The 17,006-nt window shown below is 68.4% G+C and carries 18 protein-coding genes; 14 read left to right on the top strand and 4 right to left on the bottom strand.

Annotated features, from left to right (window positions below; translation table 11 throughout):
- Positions 1-128: 128 nt before the first annotated feature.
- The 4 genes from ASG69_RS21310 to ASG69_RS21295 all read right to left on the bottom strand — a co-directional run bounded on the left by ASG69_RS21310 (position 129) and on the right by ASG69_RS21295 (position 2,824).
- Positions 129-1,265, bottom strand: coding sequence for a DUF6545 domain-containing protein (locus ASG69_RS21310; protein ID WP_056444187.1), 1,137 nt, complete (start codon positions 1,263-1,265; stop codon positions 129-131).
- Positions 1,262-1,744, bottom strand: coding sequence for a hypothetical protein (locus ASG69_RS21305; protein ID WP_235579033.1), 483 nt, complete (start codon positions 1,742-1,744; stop codon positions 1,262-1,264). Before ASG69_RS21305 ends, ASG69_RS21310 begins: the two co-directional genes overlap by 4 nt.
- Positions 1,745-1,775: 31 nt before the next feature.
- On the bottom strand, positions 1,776-1,994 hold the full coding sequence (locus tag ASG69_RS22690) for a hypothetical protein (protein ID WP_156380630.1): 219 nt from the start codon (positions 1,992-1,994) through the stop codon (positions 1,776-1,778).
- Between the two features lie 194 nt (positions 1,995-2,188).
- The gene (locus ASG69_RS21295; RefSeq protein WP_156380629.1) at positions 2,189-2,824 is read right to left on the bottom strand and encodes a hypothetical protein; all 636 of its coding nucleotides are present in this window, start codon (positions 2,822-2,824) and stop codon (positions 2,189-2,191) included.
- Positions 2,825-3,392: 568 nt separating this feature from the next.
- Here ASG69_RS21295 and ASG69_RS21290 point away from each other — a divergent pair.
- The 14 genes from ASG69_RS21290 (at position 3,393) to ASG69_RS21225 (ending at position 16,998) form a co-directional block, all read left to right on the top strand.
- On the top strand, positions 3,393-4,475 hold the full coding sequence (locus tag ASG69_RS21290) for a hypothetical protein (protein WP_200935351.1): 1,083 nt from the start codon (positions 3,393-3,395) through the stop codon (positions 4,473-4,475).
- Between the two features lie 72 nt (positions 4,476-4,547).
- A complete protein-coding gene (locus ASG69_RS21285; RefSeq protein WP_156380628.1) occupies positions 4,548-5,363 on the top strand; it encodes a hypothetical protein in 816 nt (271 codons plus the stop codon).
- Positions 5,364-5,389: 26 nt separating this feature from the next.
- Complete coding sequence (locus ASG69_RS21280) at positions 5,390-7,024, top strand: cutinase family protein (protein ID WP_056444173.1); 1,635 nt, start codon at positions 5,390-5,392, stop codon at positions 7,022-7,024.
- A gap of 29 nt (positions 7,025-7,053) precedes the next feature.
- Positions 7,054-7,698: a DUF6668 family protein gene (locus ASG69_RS21275; protein WP_056444374.1), complete on the top strand. Its 645-nt coding sequence runs from the start codon at positions 7,054-7,056 to the stop codon at positions 7,696-7,698.
- A 43-nt stretch (positions 7,699-7,741) separates the two neighbouring features.
- The gene (locus ASG69_RS21270) at positions 7,742-8,035 is read left to right on the top strand and encodes a hypothetical protein (RefSeq protein WP_056444170.1); all 294 of its coding nucleotides are present in this window, start codon (positions 7,742-7,744) and stop codon (positions 8,033-8,035) included.
- Complete coding sequence (locus ASG69_RS21265; protein WP_056444168.1) at positions 8,032-8,340, top strand: hypothetical protein; 309 nt, start codon at positions 8,032-8,034, stop codon at positions 8,338-8,340. The genes ASG69_RS21270 and ASG69_RS21265 overlap by 4 nt, the downstream gene beginning before the upstream one ends.
- The gene (locus ASG69_RS21260; RefSeq protein WP_056695908.1) at positions 8,337-8,621 is read left to right on the top strand and encodes a hypothetical protein; all 285 of its coding nucleotides are present in this window, start codon (positions 8,337-8,339) and stop codon (positions 8,619-8,621) included. Before ASG69_RS21265 ends, ASG69_RS21260 begins: the two co-directional genes overlap by 4 nt.
- Positions 8,622-8,662: 41 nt before the next feature.
- A complete protein-coding gene (locus ASG69_RS21255) occupies positions 8,663-9,298 on the top strand; it encodes a hypothetical protein (RefSeq protein WP_056444162.1) in 636 nt (211 codons plus the stop codon).
- A complete protein-coding gene (locus ASG69_RS21250; protein ID WP_056444159.1) occupies positions 9,295-10,131 on the top strand; it encodes a hypothetical protein in 837 nt (278 codons plus the stop codon). Before ASG69_RS21255 ends, ASG69_RS21250 begins: the two co-directional genes overlap by 4 nt.
- Positions 10,128-11,642 carry a hypothetical protein gene (locus tag ASG69_RS21245; protein ID WP_056444157.1) on the top strand — a complete coding sequence of 505 codons (1,515 nt, stop codon included), beginning with the start codon at positions 10,128-10,130 and terminating at the stop codon, positions 11,640-11,642. Before ASG69_RS21250 ends, ASG69_RS21245 begins: the two co-directional genes overlap by 4 nt.
- Positions 11,639-13,156, top strand: a complete 1,518-nt coding sequence (locus ASG69_RS21240; protein WP_056444155.1) for an SCO6880 family protein — start codon at positions 11,639-11,641, stop codon at positions 13,154-13,156. Before ASG69_RS21245 ends, ASG69_RS21240 begins: the two co-directional genes overlap by 4 nt.
- Before the next feature lie 54 nt (positions 13,157-13,210).
- On the top strand, positions 13,211-15,028 hold the full coding sequence (locus tag ASG69_RS21235; RefSeq protein ID WP_056444153.1) for an ATP/GTP-binding protein: 1,818 nt from the start codon (positions 13,211-13,213) through the stop codon (positions 15,026-15,028).
- Positions 15,029-15,355 carry a hypothetical protein gene (locus tag ASG69_RS21230; RefSeq protein ID WP_056444150.1) on the top strand — a complete coding sequence of 109 codons (327 nt, stop codon included), beginning with the start codon at positions 15,029-15,031 and terminating at the stop codon, positions 15,353-15,355.
- The gene (locus ASG69_RS21225) at positions 15,352-16,998 is read left to right on the top strand and encodes a peptidoglycan DD-metalloendopeptidase family protein (RefSeq protein WP_056444146.1); all 1,647 of its coding nucleotides are present in this window, start codon (positions 15,352-15,354) and stop codon (positions 16,996-16,998) included. The genes ASG69_RS21230 and ASG69_RS21225 overlap by 4 nt, the downstream gene beginning before the upstream one ends.
- The last annotated feature ends 8 nt before the right edge of the window (positions 16,999-17,006 follow it).

The raw sequence follows: 17,006 nt of genomic DNA, 5'->3' as shown, positions 1-17,006 counted from the left end.
GTCTCGCATCGCCCATTGGCTGGACTCGGTGACGTGGAGGTCCAGGATGTCGCCGACCACCGGAAGTCGCCGCGGTGGATGCGGCAGCACGCGGTCGGACGCTCGTACAGGTCTCACGGTGTTGTCGTTCATTGGTGTTCCCCCTGCGTTGTTGCGATAAGTCTCGGCTCGATCGGCCAGTGACGACCGATGGCAGCCAGCACTCGAACTTCTTGCTTCAAATCGACCGACGGCTCGATCGGCACTTTGATGAACGCTCCTGCCGGCTCGTCGGCGCGTCGTCTGTGTGCTGCGAGGTAGAAAACCTCTGCGGCAGAACTGTTGTCGACCGGCCCCTCCGTAGGGAGGTCTTCAACGTAGCGGCCCAGCAGACTCAGCGAATCCCTGATCTCCACGCACATGCGATGAGCTCGATGCACGGGCGACGACTGCGGAGACGGGTGACGGAGGACAACCTCCGGACAGGCCTGAACGAGGTCGGACCACATCGGCGTCAGAGAGCGGATCGACCGGGTCCAGCTGTCGACGCCCAGCGACTCGGTGACTGCTCGCCAGAGAGGTAATGCCGCGCACAGCGTTGCCACTGCCAGCAAGTAGATGAAGCTGACCTCGTTCAGCGTCACCCGCAAGGCCACGAAGTCCCGAGCGATTCCGATTGCGGCGAACACTCCCATCAGCAAGATCGAGACGGCCTCCTCCAAACCCCACAAGGCCACGATCGCGAACAGCCAGAACACCATCGACGCTTGTGTTGGCAGCTGACCGCGGCGCAGCTCCCCCACAGAAACACGCAGGTAGAGATACGGCATGAACGCTGCCCACGCAGAGAACAGCGCGAAGTACACCGCCGTTCGCCAACCCGGTTGGACATCGATGTACTCGCCAGAGCCTCGCGCCGAGGAACCGACGACGATCATCAGCGCTCCGCTGGTAAGTGCAAGCATCATCACTGTGGTCGTAGAGGCGTGCCCCTCAGGTCGTCGCCAGCGGAGGGCGATAGCGATCAGCGGTGCAAGCGCCAGAAGTAACGCCACGGTACCGAGTTGCTGCATCAGCGGCACGTCGATCACGGTGCCGGTTGCTGACGCCACCACCGATTGAATCGCCCCTTCGCGAGCGAGTTCAGACGAAATACCGAGCGCCAAAGCAATATTGACGAGACGAGAGGTGGCAGTCCGGCTCGCAAACACAAGCCTCGCGAGGAGGATGCCGACGCTCCACAGCAGCAGTGGGTATGACACCAGCATCGGCACCGAAGACGTCACGTCAGACCCAGAAAGTCGTGCATCGAGGAGGAACGCCTGTAGCGCGACACTGCCGCCGACATGAGCAGATCAGCGAAGGTCTCGGCTTCGCCTTCCTGATCGTCATCGAAGTTCGACCTTTTCATGACCGATTCGAGCGCATCGAAGTCGATGTCGGGGCAGAGCTCGCGGAGCGTGGCGTCTGCACCTGTCGAGCCCCCGTGACCCAGCACCATGTGTCCGACTTCGTGCATGATCGTCTGGTCGACGTGGTAACTCGACGAGTCCGCGTGACAGACGATTTCGTCGTGATCGTCGAACTGCAGCCACAGTCCGCATGGCAAGCCCTGCAGCGTCACCGCGTCGACGGGGACCAGCGCAATCGGCCGACTTCTGTGGGCTGACAGGTTTTCGAGGAAAGCCGTTCTGTCCCACGGACTTGGAACCAAGAGTTCTATGGCACGGGCTGCACCGATCACATCATGTGCTGAAAATGTCATTTCCCCCCCAGGAATCGTGAACCAGTAGCTATTACGGACCGGCCTCGCGCGCGCGGCGCAGGTCGCCCAAGAGATCCGTGAGATGCTCGATGCGCATACGTTCATCACCTGTTCGGAGCCTCATGCCGGTGATCCCTCCATGGAGCACCTCTTCGATCAAACTGAGCTGACTGTGGATGCTCGGCGCTGCCGAATCGTCGAGCAAGTAACTGCTGCTCGACGGGAACACGGTCGCAATCGCCTCGAGCATGTCTCGTGTGGCAGTACGTGTCCCCTCACGGAGAGCGGAGATCTCTCGTGCGGCGACCTGCCTGCCCAGGGCAACACTGACGTCCGATGCCACAGACTCAGGGCTTCGTTCAGAGCCGTCCTCAGTGCGCCAGATCTTGAAGAGCAGGTCTAGTCGAGCGTTGACTGGCACCGCCTCCTGCGCCGCAGTTCCCGTCATTTCTGCCCCCTGTTCAAACGCATTTCGAACCGGGCCACTGTCTCCGCCGGCACATCGACGTCACGACCGGCGAGCCAGCGTCTGTACTGACGCTCCTCGCGCTCCACCTCGTCGGTGGACTCATTCGGCTCGTCGAGTAGTTGCCCGAACATCGCGTAGATCGGCGACAGCGAACCGTTCTGACGCCTGTTCTCCTCGAACAAGCGCGTGACGTACTCGCCGTAGATTGGACGCAGGGCAACTCCCATACGTCGCGACAGAGCACTCAGTTCGACGAGATCCTGGCGGTCGCGCGCCATCGCGTCCAGTTCTCGGGAGATGGACAACAGGTCGAGAACGACTCGCACGGACACGACCACCGTGTCGGGGCCCAGAACGGCGTCCACGTCGGTCGACGACTTGCTCCGCGGTTCGCCACCTCGGAGGACATCGGCGGCGCTCCCTGGCTGCCATTCGAGACCGGTGTCCAGCTTGCCGAGTGTCCCGGCTGACACGGTCCGCCCACTCCCCTCCTCGATGTCCTTGAGAGTCGGCACCGATGGCCCGCCCCGCTCGCGGACCTGCGGACGCGACAGACCCAGCTGCGTACGGCGCTTCCACGCGTACTCGGCCAAACGTCCATAACCGTCCACGCTCGGAACAGTAGGGGTCCGAACCAGGACCGGCAAGAAAACCCAAGATCAACCCCGACCACCTGGAGATCTCACAACATCTGCTCGATAAGCCGGACGCGGTGGTTTTTCTACCTTTATTTGTGTTTTTTTGCTATCTTTGTCGTGCTACGACGACGGGGGTAAGCGACATGGCATCAGAGAGCAATAGAGCGACCGAGCCTGGGTGTGCGGAGACTGTCGTCGACGTGGTCACAGGCGACCGCTTCCGCTGCTCGTTGGTCCAACACCTCGACCGTGAGCACGAATCGTGGTCGGACGACGGACTCGTCGTCGCACGGTGGGTCGCACCGAGACCGCTCACCCTGTGCGAGCCGGACTTCGCGGCGAGATGAGAGCCGCGATCGGAACAACCGAACAGTGAGCGCAACGGCACGCCACCGTGTCATCCCGAGTTCGACCCTCAGACCCGGGCGGGCATTCATGACCTCGATGTAGTTGTGCCACAACCAACTAGGCAAGGAAATCTGCAATGTACAATCCCGGTAGATACAACGCTCATAGATACCGAGCAGGAGCGTGCACTGCGATGCCGCTCTTGATCGCACTCACGGTCGGTCAAGGAATAGCGGAGGGTGCGCCACAGGACTTCGTCACCGCACCCGACACTGCCCAGTCTGGAACAACGGACACCACTCCCCTCGCTCAGCCGCCCGAGCCCACCGCAGAACGAGATTTCCTACCGGGCTTCCATGCGTCACCTCGCGTGCAGCAGAGCGACTGGCGCAGCTACGACGACTACCGATCCGGCAATCAGCAGTCGTCTTACGACAGCCAGGCACTCGGGCCGGCGGCGGCGACACCATCTCCTCGTCCATCCCCACCGCCCGCACCGACCCTGCGCCGCAACGTCATTGCGCCCATCGACATTCCTGACGGGTACATCGGCGTCGGCGGAGAAATCGTGCCGTATGACACGACAGTCGTCGACCCGAATCTGGTGGAGCAGTTCAACAACACCAGTCAAGCCTTGCAGGCAGATGGCGGGAACTTCCTCGTCGACGCCGGATTGGCCGACGCACCCCGCGCCGACCGCATCTCCGCGGGAGTCGCCACCGGCATTGTCGGCGGCGGCACCGCAGGATTACTAGCCTCGCTCGTCCCCGCGGCCGTCATCAGCGCTACTGGGGCAGCACTCGGCGGAGCGCTCGGTGTCGCCGCGACCACCGGTAGCGGGGCGATCGTGTGGGGCGGGCCCGTCGGGTGGGTGTTCATCCCCGGCGCAGCCGCACTGGCCGGTGGGGCCGCGGGAGCAGCACTGTCCGCGCCGATCGTCCTCGGCCTGACCGTCACCGGTGCCGCACTCGGCGGCCTCCTCGGTGCCACCGTCACGGGTGGAGAACAGCAGATCATCGAGGAGCCGGTCCTTGTACACGAAGCACCGGCTCCCGCCCCGGCCGCGCCGGTGTGGACGCCGCCGCAGGACGTCCAGCAGGTGCCCGACACGGCCCCGGCCTACGTCGAGCAGGCTCACCAAGCGGTCACCGACGTGCCCGGCGGCGCGGACGTCCTGGCGGCGGTCGACACCGTGATCGCCGACAACGCCCTCGCGCTCGATCAGGGCGCAGCAGCCCTGACCGGCGCACTGTCCGCTCTGAACATCGGGGACTGACCGATGCCGGGTGCGGCCGACACCGCTCGTCCGCACCCGACGTTCGCCCGACCCGACCGAGGAGGTCCCGCTGTGGCTCATCCCGACGACACAGCAGCCGACGACTGGTTCGCCGCACCGCCCGCCACAGGCGAACGGTCGCCCGTTCCGACCGACAGTCCCGCCGCGTCCACCGACACGCCACCGAACCGACGCCTCACCGTCCTCGCCGACCGAGACGTCAAGACGGACGACGACGGTTGGCTCGCGGACGCTCCGACATCGACGTTCGACGCGGCGACCGAGACCCTGCGCAGCGGAGCCGCCGGCCCCGCTGCCAGGCCCTCGTGGTGGCGTCGTCAACGGTCCGCCGTGGCGGTCACCGCGTCACTCCTGCTCCTGGTGGGTGCGGTGGGCGTCACCACCGTGTTCCTCACCGGAGCCACCGAGGACACCCTCACCGCGGATCCGGCACCACTTCTTCCGAGCACGCAGGCCGCTCCTGTTGTCGCGGCGCAGCCGGCAGCGGGCGCCGCTGCCGCTGCGGACTTCACCTGGTGCGCCGGCCAAGGTGCCGGTGAGCCGGTCACCGAGGGCACCGCCGATCCCGGCCTGAGCGCGATCTGGCGCTTCGAGAAGGCGTTCTACTACGACCGTGACCCGGTCGCGGCCCGCGCCGTCGGTGCACCGGAAGCCGTCATGGCATCGGCCGAACGCCTGCGCATGGGCATCGACGCCCTCGAACCGGCGGTCGAGTTCTGCGTGCTCGCCGACCCCGTTGCATCCGGCGTCTACGACGTGACCGTGGTCGAACGCGGACCCGCCGTCGACCCGCGCACCTCCTCTCAACGCTTCACCACCGCCGAGTCCGGCGGCACCACCTCCATCACCGCCATCACCCGCCGCTGATCCGAGCTCGACGAGAGGCACCACCCATGACCCCCGCCCTGCACCGCAGAACGGCTCGCGCCGCCGTCGCGGCCACCGCAGTCGCCGCGACCCTGCTCGCCGCCGCGACCGCGCACGCCACACCGACCACGACGGCAGCCGCCGCCGACGGGTGCGCACCGCTGCACCTGGTCGTCGTCCCCGGTACCACCGAGATCGACGAGAACAGCTCACCCGACGCTGATTCCGGGTTCTTCTCCCGGCTCACCGTCCCGGCCATGCGCGACGCCAACTCCGGCGCCGAACCCGCACTGGACCGCAGCTACGTCCCGTATCCGGCGTCGTTCGGCGGCAAGCCCGGTGATCGGTCCTCCGACACCTACGCGACGTCCGTGCAGACCGGCATCGACAACGCCACCACCATGATCGGAGACATCGCCGAGAAGTGCCCCGGCACCAGAGTGTTCGTCTCCGGGTACTCCCAGGGTGGTCAGATCGCCTCCGAGGTCATCCGCGAGATCGGAGCCGGGACCGGACCCATCGACGCCGACCGGTTCGCCGGCGGCGCACTGTTCTCCGACCCCACACGCGGACAGGGCGAACCGGTCCTCGGAGGAGGTGACGCCAGTCCCGCGCCCGCCCCCGGTACCGACGGGGCAGCGGTGCAGTCCGTGCAGCTCGCACCGGCCGTCGCCGCGACACCACCCGCCGGGGGCGGCATAGCCCCTGATCCTGCCGAGGCAGACTTCGGCGCAGTCGCCGACCGTGTCGCCTCGTACTGCACCGCAGGCGATCTCGCGTGCGACACCCCCGCGAACACTCCCGCGGCGAAGATGGTCGCCAACATCGCCGGACAGTCCTCGATGGACACCCGCGACCCGGTGCGCATCCTCACCGACGTCTCCACCGCCGTCGGACGCTCCGCACTGCTCACCGGCGCCTCGGTGGTCAACGACAACCTCGACTTCGACAGTGCCCGCGGTCAATTCGAGGTCACCAGCGCCCCCGACACCGTGCTCGGAAAGATGGCCAAGTACTCCGACCCGACGGCCGTCGGCGACGACGAAGCCATCGATGAGGCGGTCAGCGCGGTCACCAAGATCGCGGGCATGGCGATCGGCGCTGCCATCACCGTCGCCAAGGACGTCATCTCCCCAGATACCATCGGCCAACTCGCCGCCGTCGGCCTGACCAACCCCCCTGCCGCACTGGGCATCCTCGCCGCAAAGGTCGGCACCGCCGCGGTCAAGCTGGTGCCCCCGGCGACGATCGACTCCGCCGTGAACGTCGCGTTCGAGGAAGTCACCCGCACCATCGACGACAACGCCGGCCTCGCGCAGCTCGTCACCGACACCTCTTACTGGAACACCGCCGTCAAACACGGCTCCTACGACAGCGTCCCGGTCGGCAACCGCGGCGAGACCCCCGTGCAGTTGACGGTGCGGTGGATCGTCGCGCTCGCCGCGGACCTCACCGGTGACAGCACCCTCGCCGACAAGGTCGGAGCCGTCCTCGGCCGCAGCGCCCAGCTCCTCGCCACCCCCGACACCGTCCGCAGCGCAGGCCAGATCCTCACCGCGGGTGCACGGACCGCCGTCAACGCTGCACCGACCACCACCGGCACCACCACCACGCCGGCACCGACGACGACGGCCGGGGCCACCCCGACCGCCGCCTGGTGACCGACTCACCCGCAGAAGGAGACGTCGACATGGCCGCACAGCCGATCAACAATCACGAGCTCTACAGCGACGACACCTCGGGCTCGGCCCCCGTCGTCCCCGCCGGTCTGCGGATCCCACCGATCGACCGCCAGGCACCGGTCCACACAGAACCGGTCGCCGGTGTCGGGCGGCCGCCGGTGATGTGGCTGCTCGGCGCGCACGGCGGCGCGGGTGTGTCCACCCTCACCCGCGTCTGGGCACCCGCCGCCGACGCGCACGGCGGGTGGCCGGCACACGACCGGTACCGGTCGGTCATCGTCGTCGCCCGCACCCACCGCACCGGGCTCACCGCCGCCCACGACCTGCTGCTCCAGTCGGCCGCCGGTCTCACCGGAGGGTGCACCGTCCTCGGTCTGGCTCTGGTCCCGGACGCACCGGGGAATTTGCCGAAGACGCTGCGGCGCAGCGCCGACGTCGTGGCATCCGCCGCACCCGCGGTGTGGCATCTGCCGTGGGTGCCGGACCTGCGCGTGCACACCTACTCCGACCTCGCGGTGTGGTCACCGGCCGAACCGGACCCACCGCCTCCTGGCCGTATGCGATCGGTGACCTCCGCGGCCGCCCCGCACCCCGGCCTCGTCGCCGCCGGTCACACCGCCTTCGACGCTGCCCGCGACGCGGCTCAGCACTGACCCTAGGTCGGTTCGACCTAACCCGTTTCCGAAAGGACCCACCATGCTCTTCACGCTTCGCACCGACGTCACCGTGTTCCTCGCTCAGAACATTGGCGACGTCGAACCCATCATGCCCAGTGGGGAATTCGGCGACAAGATCAACATGCTCATGGGCTGGCTGATGATGGGCTGCATCTTCGGTTCCATCGCCGCAGCCTCCATCTGCAGCGTCAAGCTCGGTTACGACAAATTGACCGGTAGAGGTGGCGACGCCACGGGCGCGCTCGGTTACATCCTTGTCGGGGCGGTCGTTCTCGGTTCCGCCTCCGGCCTGATCAACGGCCTCGTCCTGTGAGCGCCATCGCGATCGTTCGCATGGGCTTAGCCGAACTCGAAGATGCCACAACCGGTGTTCTCAACTCAGCGCTTGGGCTTCTCGACCCGCTCGCCCGCGGAACCCTGATCGCGTCCGGTATCGCCATCGCCTTCGGAATAATTCTGTTGGCGTCCGGTAGTTCTCGCGCTCTGGGCACCCTGTTCGGCGGCATCTGCGGCTTAGCGGTCTGCGCTGTCGCGCTCAGCGGCGGCACCGACTGGGTGATCGACAGCGCCCAGACGACCGCCGTCGCCACCTCCACGGACGGCAGTACCGCATCGTGATAGCTGAGGTATCGATCGTTGTGGTCCTCGCGCAGCCACCGACCAACGTCGTGACGTTCTCCGCAGAGGTATGGGATCCGCTGATGAGCGCTCTCTCATGGCTGATGGGGTTCGCCGTCGTTGTCTGCATCGCAGCGCTTTTCGTATGCGGAGCGGTCTTCGTCAACCAGCGCAAGTCCACCGGCACCCAGGTTGTCGAAGACGGCACGCTCGCCCGCATCCTCCTCTGCGCCGCCGTCATCGGATCCGCCGCCGGCATAGCCAGAGTTGTCTTGGCATGAACCCCCGGCACTGCATCTCCCCCCGGAAAAGTGTACCGCCCGTGACACTGTCCCGCACCGACCGCCTCATGGCCGCCGTCAGCGTCGTTCTGATAGCCGCAGCTTGCGGGTCGGAGTCGAGCGACAGTGCCGCACCTGCAGAGACGCAGGTAGACACCGCCTCTGCGCCGGCCGACCTCGAGTGGCGCACCGTGGGGGGCGTCAGCGTGCCCAGCTCGCCCACGGCCGGACCGTCGACGGGAACCGGAGTCACCCGCCATGGCTACGACAAGAGCCCGCAGGGAGCCGTTCTGGCGGCGATCAACGGGCAGACCGCACTCGCCGTCGCCGACGACCGCACCTGGCCCGAAGTGGTCAACACCGTCACCGCACCGGGCCCGGGACGCGACGCGTTCGCGGTCGCCCGCGCCGCCGTCACCGTCGCCGGGACCGTGCCGAAGGAGTCCGCGCCGCGGTTCGTCGGCTTCGACGTCACCGCCTACGAGCCCGATGCGGCGACCGCCGCAGTGTCGGTGGCACAAACAGTCGGCGAGGACTCGCAGCTCTACAGCTACCCCGTCGCCCTGCAGTGGGTCGGCGGCGACTGGCGGATCGTGCTCCCGACTTCCGAGGAGAACATCGACGCCGCCGAGCTCGACGACCTCGCCGGCTACACCGAACTGAAAGCTGCCTCATGAGCACCCTCGTCCGCCGGTTGCTGATCGCGGCAGCCGCCCTCGTCGTCCTGGCCGTCATCGGTGGCCTGATCTTCGTCGTCCCGAACCTCGGGGACGACGACGCGTCCGCAGATACTGCCGACCCGTCGACGACGTCCGCGCCGGCACCGGCCCCGTCCGTCCCCGGTTCGGTCAACAACGGCCGCACAGGGTTCGGAACCCCCGTCGTGGACATCCTCGGCCGTAAGGTCACCGTCCCGAACAACCCTGTCGGAGCACCGCTCACGCAGGAACCGGCAGGCGAGCGCAGCGGATGCGCCACCGCCGGACCTGTCTCCTCTCCCACCGGCGTGCAGATCCAGCAGACCGTCGGACTGCCCACGCTGGTCTCCACCAGCGACGGCCCCACCCGCGTCGACGGCAACGTCCTAACCGGGTACGCCCGCACCCCCCAGGGCGCGGCGCTCGCCGGGTGGAACTGGATCGGCCGCGTCTACGGACCCGGCCCGGTGGCCAAGGACGCTTACGAGAAACTGACCGTCGCCACCGACGAGCTGGCGCAAAAATCGGCCGGCCAGTCCTGGGACGGTGAAGGACTCAGCGGTTCCTCCTTCCCAGCCCCCGAGGCGTTCCGGATCGTCAGTTGCACCGACGACTTCGCCTCCGTCGAGTACGCGATCAACATCCCCATCGACGACAACGGCCAGCGGCGCACCACCCCCGCCTGGACCGTGATGCGAGCGGCACTGTTCCACGACAGCGGCGAGTGGCGCGCTCGACTCGACGGCCGATCCGTCTCCGCGACACCCGACGTCACGAGCATCGCCGGGTTCACCCCCTGGACGCTCTCGTGACGCGCCTAGCGCGGCTCACCGCGGCCGTCGTCGTCCTCCTCGCCCTGCTCGGCCTCGGCGCCGGCACCGCAGCCGCCCAGGAACCAACCCCGCCCCCGGTAGCCCCGGTGACCGGGATCGCCGACGACGGCAACGCCTTCCAACAGGATCGGCGCGAATGCCTCGCCGAGACCGACGCACCGTGGATCGGCGACGTGATCAACGGTGCAACCGGAAACCTCGTACCGGAGACCTTCTGCCTGATCAACGCATTCGAGGACAACCCCGGCGCGGCCGTGTCCACCGCAGCATCGTCCGCCGCCTCCGCGTTCTGGGGCGACTCCGTCGGCGACTTCGCCAAAGCCGTCATGGAAGGCAACGCCCAAGCCTTCCGCACCGTGATGACGTTCTGGATGACCACCGGCATACCGGGACTCGGAGCCGAAACCGCAATGTCGGGGCTACGCAACATCGTCTCCGGATTCACCATCGCGGCGCTGTTCGCCTCCATCGTCATCGCCATGACCAAACTCGCCATCGCCCGCAAACAGGCCGTGATGGAAGGGGCGACGGAGACCGCGAACATGCTGGTGCGCACCGTGTTCACCGTCTCGCTACTGCCGGTGCTGGTGCTCATGCTCCATCAAGGCGGGGATGCCGCATCGGCGTTCGCCCTGAAGGAGTTCGTCGGGGCGGACCTGAACGAGAAGATCACCGCCATCACCGCGTTCGACGACAAGACCGGCCTGGGACCGGTGTTCGCCCTCGCGTGCGCCGGATTCGCCTTCCTCGGCTCTGTCGCCCAACTCATCGCGCTGCTCATCCGCGAGGCGGTGCTCTGCGTCGTCGTCGCCGTCATCCCGCTCGCCGCGGCATCCTCGGCAACCGCTACTGGGCGCTCGTCCTACAAGTCGATGATCGCCTTCACCATCGGTGCGTTGCTGTTCAAGCCCGTCGCGACGCTGCTGTACCTGTTCGCGTTCTGGGCGCAGTCCGCGGCGTCCGGTGATCCGGTGTCCTCGGTGATCGTCGGGTCGGTGCTGCTGGCGATCGTCGGATTCGCCCTACCCACGCTGGTGCGGATCATCGCCCCGGCCGCGGAGACCATCGCCGCCGGCGGAGCGCAGGCCGCCGGGCTCGCCGCCGCCGGTGGCGCACTGGCGGGTGGGGCCGCCGCGACCGGTGCTCGCGCACTGGGCGGTGTGGCACGGACCATCTCACCAGCGGCGTCCGGCGGCGGTGGCGGCGGGATGGGCGCTGCGGGTACCGGCGCGAGATCGGTCGCCGGGATGCAGGGCCGCTACACGGGCGGGTCGGCCTCGGCCGGCTCGTCGGGACGGTCCGGACCCACGGGCGCGCTGTCGAGAGCGGCTTCCGGTGGACGCCGGGCGACGGGCGGTGTCATGTCCGGGGCCGCGGGTGCGATGCGCACCGTCGGGTCCGGCGTCGGAGGTGCCGCACGGGTCGCCGGAGGCCTCGGCGCCGCCGCCGACGGCGCAGTCGGCAACTACCACGGACGAGTGCAGCAATGACCGCCCCCGCGTTCTCCTCGACTGCGGCCGTCCACGAGGAACCGGCGATCTACTCCGCCGGAACGCGCCCCAAGAGCACCTTCGCGTTCGGGCTCTCCAACAAGGTCATCGCCTACGCAGGCGGCTTCTTCGCCCTCGCGTTCGCCGTCCTGATCTGGGGCAACGTCCCCGCCGGCCTCGCCCTCATGACGCTCGGCGCGGTGCTCCTCGCCCCGCTGGCGATCGCGCCGGGCGGGCGCTCCCTCTACGAGAAAGGCCACCTGAGAATGCAGTTCTTCCGCAGCCGCGTCAGCCGCTCCGCCGAGTATCACGCCGGACCGCACTCGCGTATCCCCGGTGGCCGCTACCGGCTGCCAGGGTGGTTGGCGCACACCACGCTCTACGTCGGAATGGACCGGCACGGCAACGAGTTCGGGATGATCCATCACCCCAAGAAGCAGCGGTACACCGTCGTCATCGACTGCCTCCCCGGCGGCGACGAAGCCGTCGCCCGCGGGGAGAAGGACCTCTACACCGCCGAGTGGGGCGTCTACCTCGCCGACCTCGGCCTGCCGGGCGACATCGTCGGCGCCGAGGTGGTCGTGGAGAACATCCCTGCGACCGGACTGCGCCTCTCCCGTCTGGTCGAGCGTGAGGTCGTCCCGTACGCACCGGAGCTGTCCACGGCGTTCGTGCGGCAGTCGTCGGTGCGGATGCCCTCGGGCCGTCACCGCACGCTGGCCCGGTTGTCGATCACCTTCCGCGCCACCACCAAGGAACGGCAGAGCGATCCGGAGGAGATGGCGGCCGAGCTGGCGCGGCGACTGCCGGACCTCTACGGCAACCTCGCCGGGGCGGGCATCGACGCGCAGCCGATGACCGCGGCGGAGATCACCGCCGCGGTGCACCGCTCGTACAACCCGTCGACGGAGAACGACTTCGAAGAGCTCGACATCGCCGGCCTCGATCACGGGGTGGCGTGGGAGGACGCCGGTCCCGGCCGAGCCTCCTCGTTGTGGGGGCAGTACCGGCACGACGGTGTCGTCTCCGTCGTCTACGAGATGGCCGCGCCGCCGGAATCGGTGTTCACCGACACCGTCCTCAAGCCGCTCCTCCAACCGCACGACGACCTGCTCCGCAAGCGCCTCACCCTGATCTACCGGCCGTTCTCCGCCGGCGACGCGGCGAATAAGGTCGAGAAGCAGCACCGAGACGCGCTGCATGCCATCAACTCCCGCGGAGCGAAGATCAGCTCCGCCGAAGCGGAGAAGCGCCTCGAGATCACCTCGCAGACCCGCAAGGAGATGGTCGCCGGGGCCGGGCAACTGCGTTACTCGGCTCTGGTGACGATCACCGTGGCCGATCCCGCCGACGTCGCGAACGCCGCCGCGGTCATCGAATCGCTCGCCGCCCGCGCTCGCCTCGGGCTGCGCCGCGCCCACGGCTTCCAGGACGCCGCGTTCGCCGCCGGTCTGGGCGTCGGGTTCCTGCTGCCCGACCACGTCACCACCTCGGCGCTGGTGCGGCACAGCTGAGCTGCAGCACCGCCCACGTCCTCTCCGCCCGCCGTTCCCACCGGAAGGTCCCCCATGAGCATCACCACCAGTACCCGCGACGATCTCGATCCGGATGCAGGCGTGAACGTTCAACTGCAGATGCTCCCTCGCGGGGTGCGCTGGTTGATCGCCGACGTCGACTACGAGCAGTTGGCACAGCGCATCGCCGACGGCGACGACGACGAACCGGCCTGGTGGACCCGCACCGGCCTCGGGCTGGCCCGGTGGCGCAACGCCCACGGTGAGGTGACCGAGGAACTGACGGGCGATCCCTGGTGGCGCGGAGCCAAGCGCGCCGCCTCCCGCGGCTACACCGGCCCCGGCGGAGGCCGGATGCTCGCCGTCCCCGCGCCCATCGAGTACGAGGCGTCGTCGGTGCAGGTGTGCGGGTTCAACCCGTGGTCCATCGGCGCCGCCGCACCGGCCTCGGGCACCATCGTCGGCCAGCACGCCATCACCGGCGAGGCCGTCTCGTGCGACCCGTTCGCTTACTTCCGCGACAACCACATCGCCAACCCGTCGATGTTCGTCCTCTCCCTGCCAGGGCTCGGCAAGTCGTCGCTGATCCGCAAGATCCTGCTCGGCGCGACCGCGTGGGGGCAGACGCCCATCGTCGCCGGCGACATCAAGGCCGAATACGTCAAACTCGCGCACCTCGTCGGCGGCCAGGTCGTCACCCTCGGCTACGGCGGCGGTCACCTCAACCCGCTCGCCGCCGGCACCCTCGGCCAAGCCGTCGCCCGCATCCGCCGCGCCCGCGTCGACGCCGCGGCCGCCGGGGACCGCGCCAGGGTCGCCCAGCTCGACGAGCTGATCGGCACCGCGGAGCTGACTGTGCGGACCCGGCAGGTCAACGCCGTGTGCGCCCTGGTGGAGCTGATCCGCTACGACACCCACTCGGTGAAAGCGTTCGAGAACTCCCTCATCGGCACCGCCCTCGACGAGCTCTACTCCGACGGCGGTTTCAGCTACGACCGTCCCCCGCTGCTGGTCGACCTGTACGAACGGATCGACGCCGGATCCGCGGCGATGCAGCGCGCGGCCTATCAGACGACGCGGGGCGGATACCGGGAGCAGATCACGGAGCTGATGCAGGCGCTCGGCGCGCTCATCTCCGGCCCGCTCGGTGACATCTTCGCCGACCACACCTCCGAACCGCTCGACCTCGACGCCCCCATGATCGTCATCGACGTCTCCTCCCTCGACCGCGGCGACACCACACTCAAAGCGGCCGTGATGCTCTCCTGCTGGGCCGACGCCTACGGCACCGTGGAAGCGGCGCACCTGCTCGCCGACGCCGGACTGGACCGCCAGCGGCTGTTCCTGCTCGCCCTGGACGAGCTGTGGCAGGTCATCGGCGCTGGCCCCGGCATGGTCGCCCGCGTCAACGAGATCTCCCGCCTCAACCGCACCGACGGCGCCGGGCTGCTGATGATCACCCACACCGGCCGCGACCTCGAGACCTTGCCCACCGAGGCCGACATCAAGACCGCGAAAGGGTTCATCGACCGCGCCGGGATGGTCGTGTGCGGCGGGCTGCCCATCGGCGAGGTCGAACGACTCTCCGGCGAACTCAAGTTCACCCCCGCCGAAGCGAGCATGGTGACCTCCTGGTCCCGCGGAGCGGCACTGCGCTCCGCGGAACGACGCACCGCACGAGCACCCATCGGGCGGGGAAAGTTCCTGATCAAGGTCGCCAAGGACAACACCCCCGGCATCCCCATCCAGACGGTGTTCACCGACGTCGAGCTCGACACCGGAGTCCACGACACCAACGCCCGCTTCGCCGAGTACTTCCAGGGTGGCCGCAGCGACCTCGTCGCCGCCCACACCGGCACCGGGGACCTGTAGATGCGGCCCCGCTACGAGGCGGACGTCCGGAACTGGGCGCTGAGCACCTACCGATCCTCCCGGCCCAACTACGCCTCCCGCGACCAGTGCGTCACCGCCATCGCCGAACAGATCGGCGCGCACGTCAACACCGTGAACCGGTGGATCAAAACCGAGTTCGGGCCCTCCCGCGCCCCGGCCGCCGACGAGGTCGTCGCGAAGCTGCGGGCCGCCGAAGCCGAGATCGAACGGCTGCTCGCGGTCAACCGCCTACTCACCGACCGACTCGCCGCGGCCGCACCGCGTTCGGTGACCGCCGAGTCGGTCATGAGCGGGGCGCAGCGGTGAAGAAGGGCGGGATCATCGCCCTCGTCGCGGTCCTCGCGGCGGCACTGTTCGTGGTCCTGTTCGTCACCACCCTCAGCCCCAGCGGCGACGAGGACTGCCTGCCCTCGGGCACCTCCGTGCCGTCGGCCGGGGGCGTCCCGGCCGGATCGTTCGCCAAACCCATGAAGACCGGCGAAGCGCAGCTCACCAGCGGCTTCGGCCCACGGTGGGGCACCCAGCACAACGGCATCGACCTCGCCGGACCGATCGGCACCCCCATCTACGCCTACGCCGACGGTGTCGTCTCCAAAGCCGGTGAGGCGCAGGGTTTCGGGCAGTGGATCGTCCTCGACCACAACATCGGCGGCCAGGTCGTCTCCACCGTCTACGGGCACATGTTCCCCGACGGCGTCCTCGTCACAGTCGGGGACCGGGTCACCGCCGGCCAGCACATCGCGAACGAAGGCAACAACGGCGACACCACCGGAGCGCACCTGCACTTCGAGTACCACCCCGGCGGGTGGGCACCCGGCAACGCCGTCGACCCGGCACCGTTCTACGCCGCCGCCGCCGAGCCCGGTTCCGGTGCAGCCGGTCCCGGAGCGCCGGGCAGCTCGCCGTCGACCACCCCGCCGGCCCCGGCCGCACCGGACGTCACCGTGTCGGCGAGCGGCGCCGAGATGGCAGCGCTCCCCGCCTTGGTCGGGTCGGAGGAGCACTTCCAGGTCGACACCGTCCGCGTCGCCCGCGCCGTCCACGCGAGGTTCCCGCAGATCACGACCATCGGCGGATGGCGGGCAGACGGCGGCGGCTTCGACGACCACCCGTCCGGCCGGGCCGCCGACATCATGATCGACAACTGGTCCTCCGAGCAAGGCAAGGCACTCGGCGATCAGGTCAAGGACTATCTCTGGGCCAACCGCGAAGTGTTGCAGATCGAGTACATGATCTGGCGACAGCAATACATCCCCTCCGACGGTGAACCGAACGTCATGGAGGACAGGGGATCACCGACGCAGAACCACTTCGACCACGTCCACGTCACCACCATCGGCCACGGACCGCCCGCACCCGGGCAAACGTACGGTTCCGCACCGGGCGGGGCCGGATCGGCCCCGAAAGCGAACGGCACCTGCACCACCGCACCCGGCGCGGGTATCGGCGACCACGCCGACCTCGCCGCCGGTCAGATCCCACCGGAGTTCGAGAAGTGGCTGCCGCTCTCGGCGGCGCAGTGCCGCGAACTCTCCCCGGCGATCCTCGCGGCACAGATCAAGCAGGAGTCCGGGTTTCGGGCCGGTTTGACCAGTCCTGCCGGGGCACGCGGCTACACCCAGTTCCTGCCCGGCACCTGGGCGTCCTACGGATTTCCCGTCGACGACGAGACCGGTGAGGTCGCCGGACCCGCCGGAGCCGGAGACCCGGACGACGTCGGGGATGCGGTCATGGCGCAAGGACGGTACAACTGCGCGGTCCTCGACGATCTGCGCCCGGGTATGGAATCCGGTGCCATCACCGGTGATCCGGTGGAGCTGATGCTCGCCGGGTACAACGCTGGACCCGGTGCTGTGCAGCAGTTCGGCGGCGTCCCGCCGTATGCGGAGACGCAGAACTACGTCACCACCATCACCGCCACCGCCGGCGACTACGACCTCGCCCGATGACCCGCCAA

This window comes from Rhodococcus sp. Leaf225 (assembly GCF_001426145.1).
Classification (GTDB): domain Bacteria; phylum Actinomycetota; class Actinomycetes; order Mycobacteriales; family Mycobacteriaceae; genus Rhodococcoides.
Note: the sequence above shows the minus strand (reverse complement) of the source record. Positions and strands in the feature narration are given on the sequence as shown.

What these genes read in the sequence shown, in the direction of transcription:
- ASG69_RS21240 (WP_056444155.1), top strand. Translation starts at nt 11,639, where the DNA reads ATGACCGCCCCCGCGTTCTCCTCGACTGCGGCCGTCCACGAGGAACCG.
- ASG69_RS22690 (WP_156380630.1), bottom strand. Translation starts at nt 1,994, where the DNA reads ATGCTCGAGGCGATTGCGACCGTGTTCCCGTCGAGCAGCAGTTACTTG.
- ASG69_RS21275 (WP_056444374.1), top strand. Translation starts at nt 7,054, where the DNA reads ATGGCCGCACAGCCGATCAACAATCACGAGCTCTACAGCGACGACACC.
- ASG69_RS21270 (WP_056444170.1), top strand. Translation starts at nt 7,742, where the DNA reads ATGCTCTTCACGCTTCGCACCGACGTCACCGTGTTCCTCGCTCAGAAC.
- ASG69_RS21235 (WP_056444153.1), top strand. Translation starts at nt 13,211, where the DNA reads ATGAGCATCACCACCAGTACCCGCGACGATCTCGATCCGGATGCAGGC.
- ASG69_RS21290 (WP_200935351.1), top strand. Translation starts at nt 3,393, where the DNA reads ATGCCGCTCTTGATCGCACTCACGGTCGGTCAAGGAATAGCGGAGGGT.
- ASG69_RS21280 (WP_056444173.1), top strand. Translation starts at nt 5,390, where the DNA reads ATGACCCCCGCCCTGCACCGCAGAACGGCTCGCGCCGCCGTCGCGGCC.
- ASG69_RS21305 (WP_235579033.1), bottom strand. Translation starts at nt 1,744, where the DNA reads ATGACATTTTCAGCACATGATGTGATCGGTGCAGCCCGTGCCATAGAA.
- ASG69_RS21230 (WP_056444150.1), top strand. Translation starts at nt 15,029, where the DNA reads ATGCGGCCCCGCTACGAGGCGGACGTCCGGAACTGGGCGCTGAGCACC.
- ASG69_RS21250 (WP_056444159.1), top strand. Translation starts at nt 9,295, where the DNA reads ATGAGCACCCTCGTCCGCCGGTTGCTGATCGCGGCAGCCGCCCTCGTC.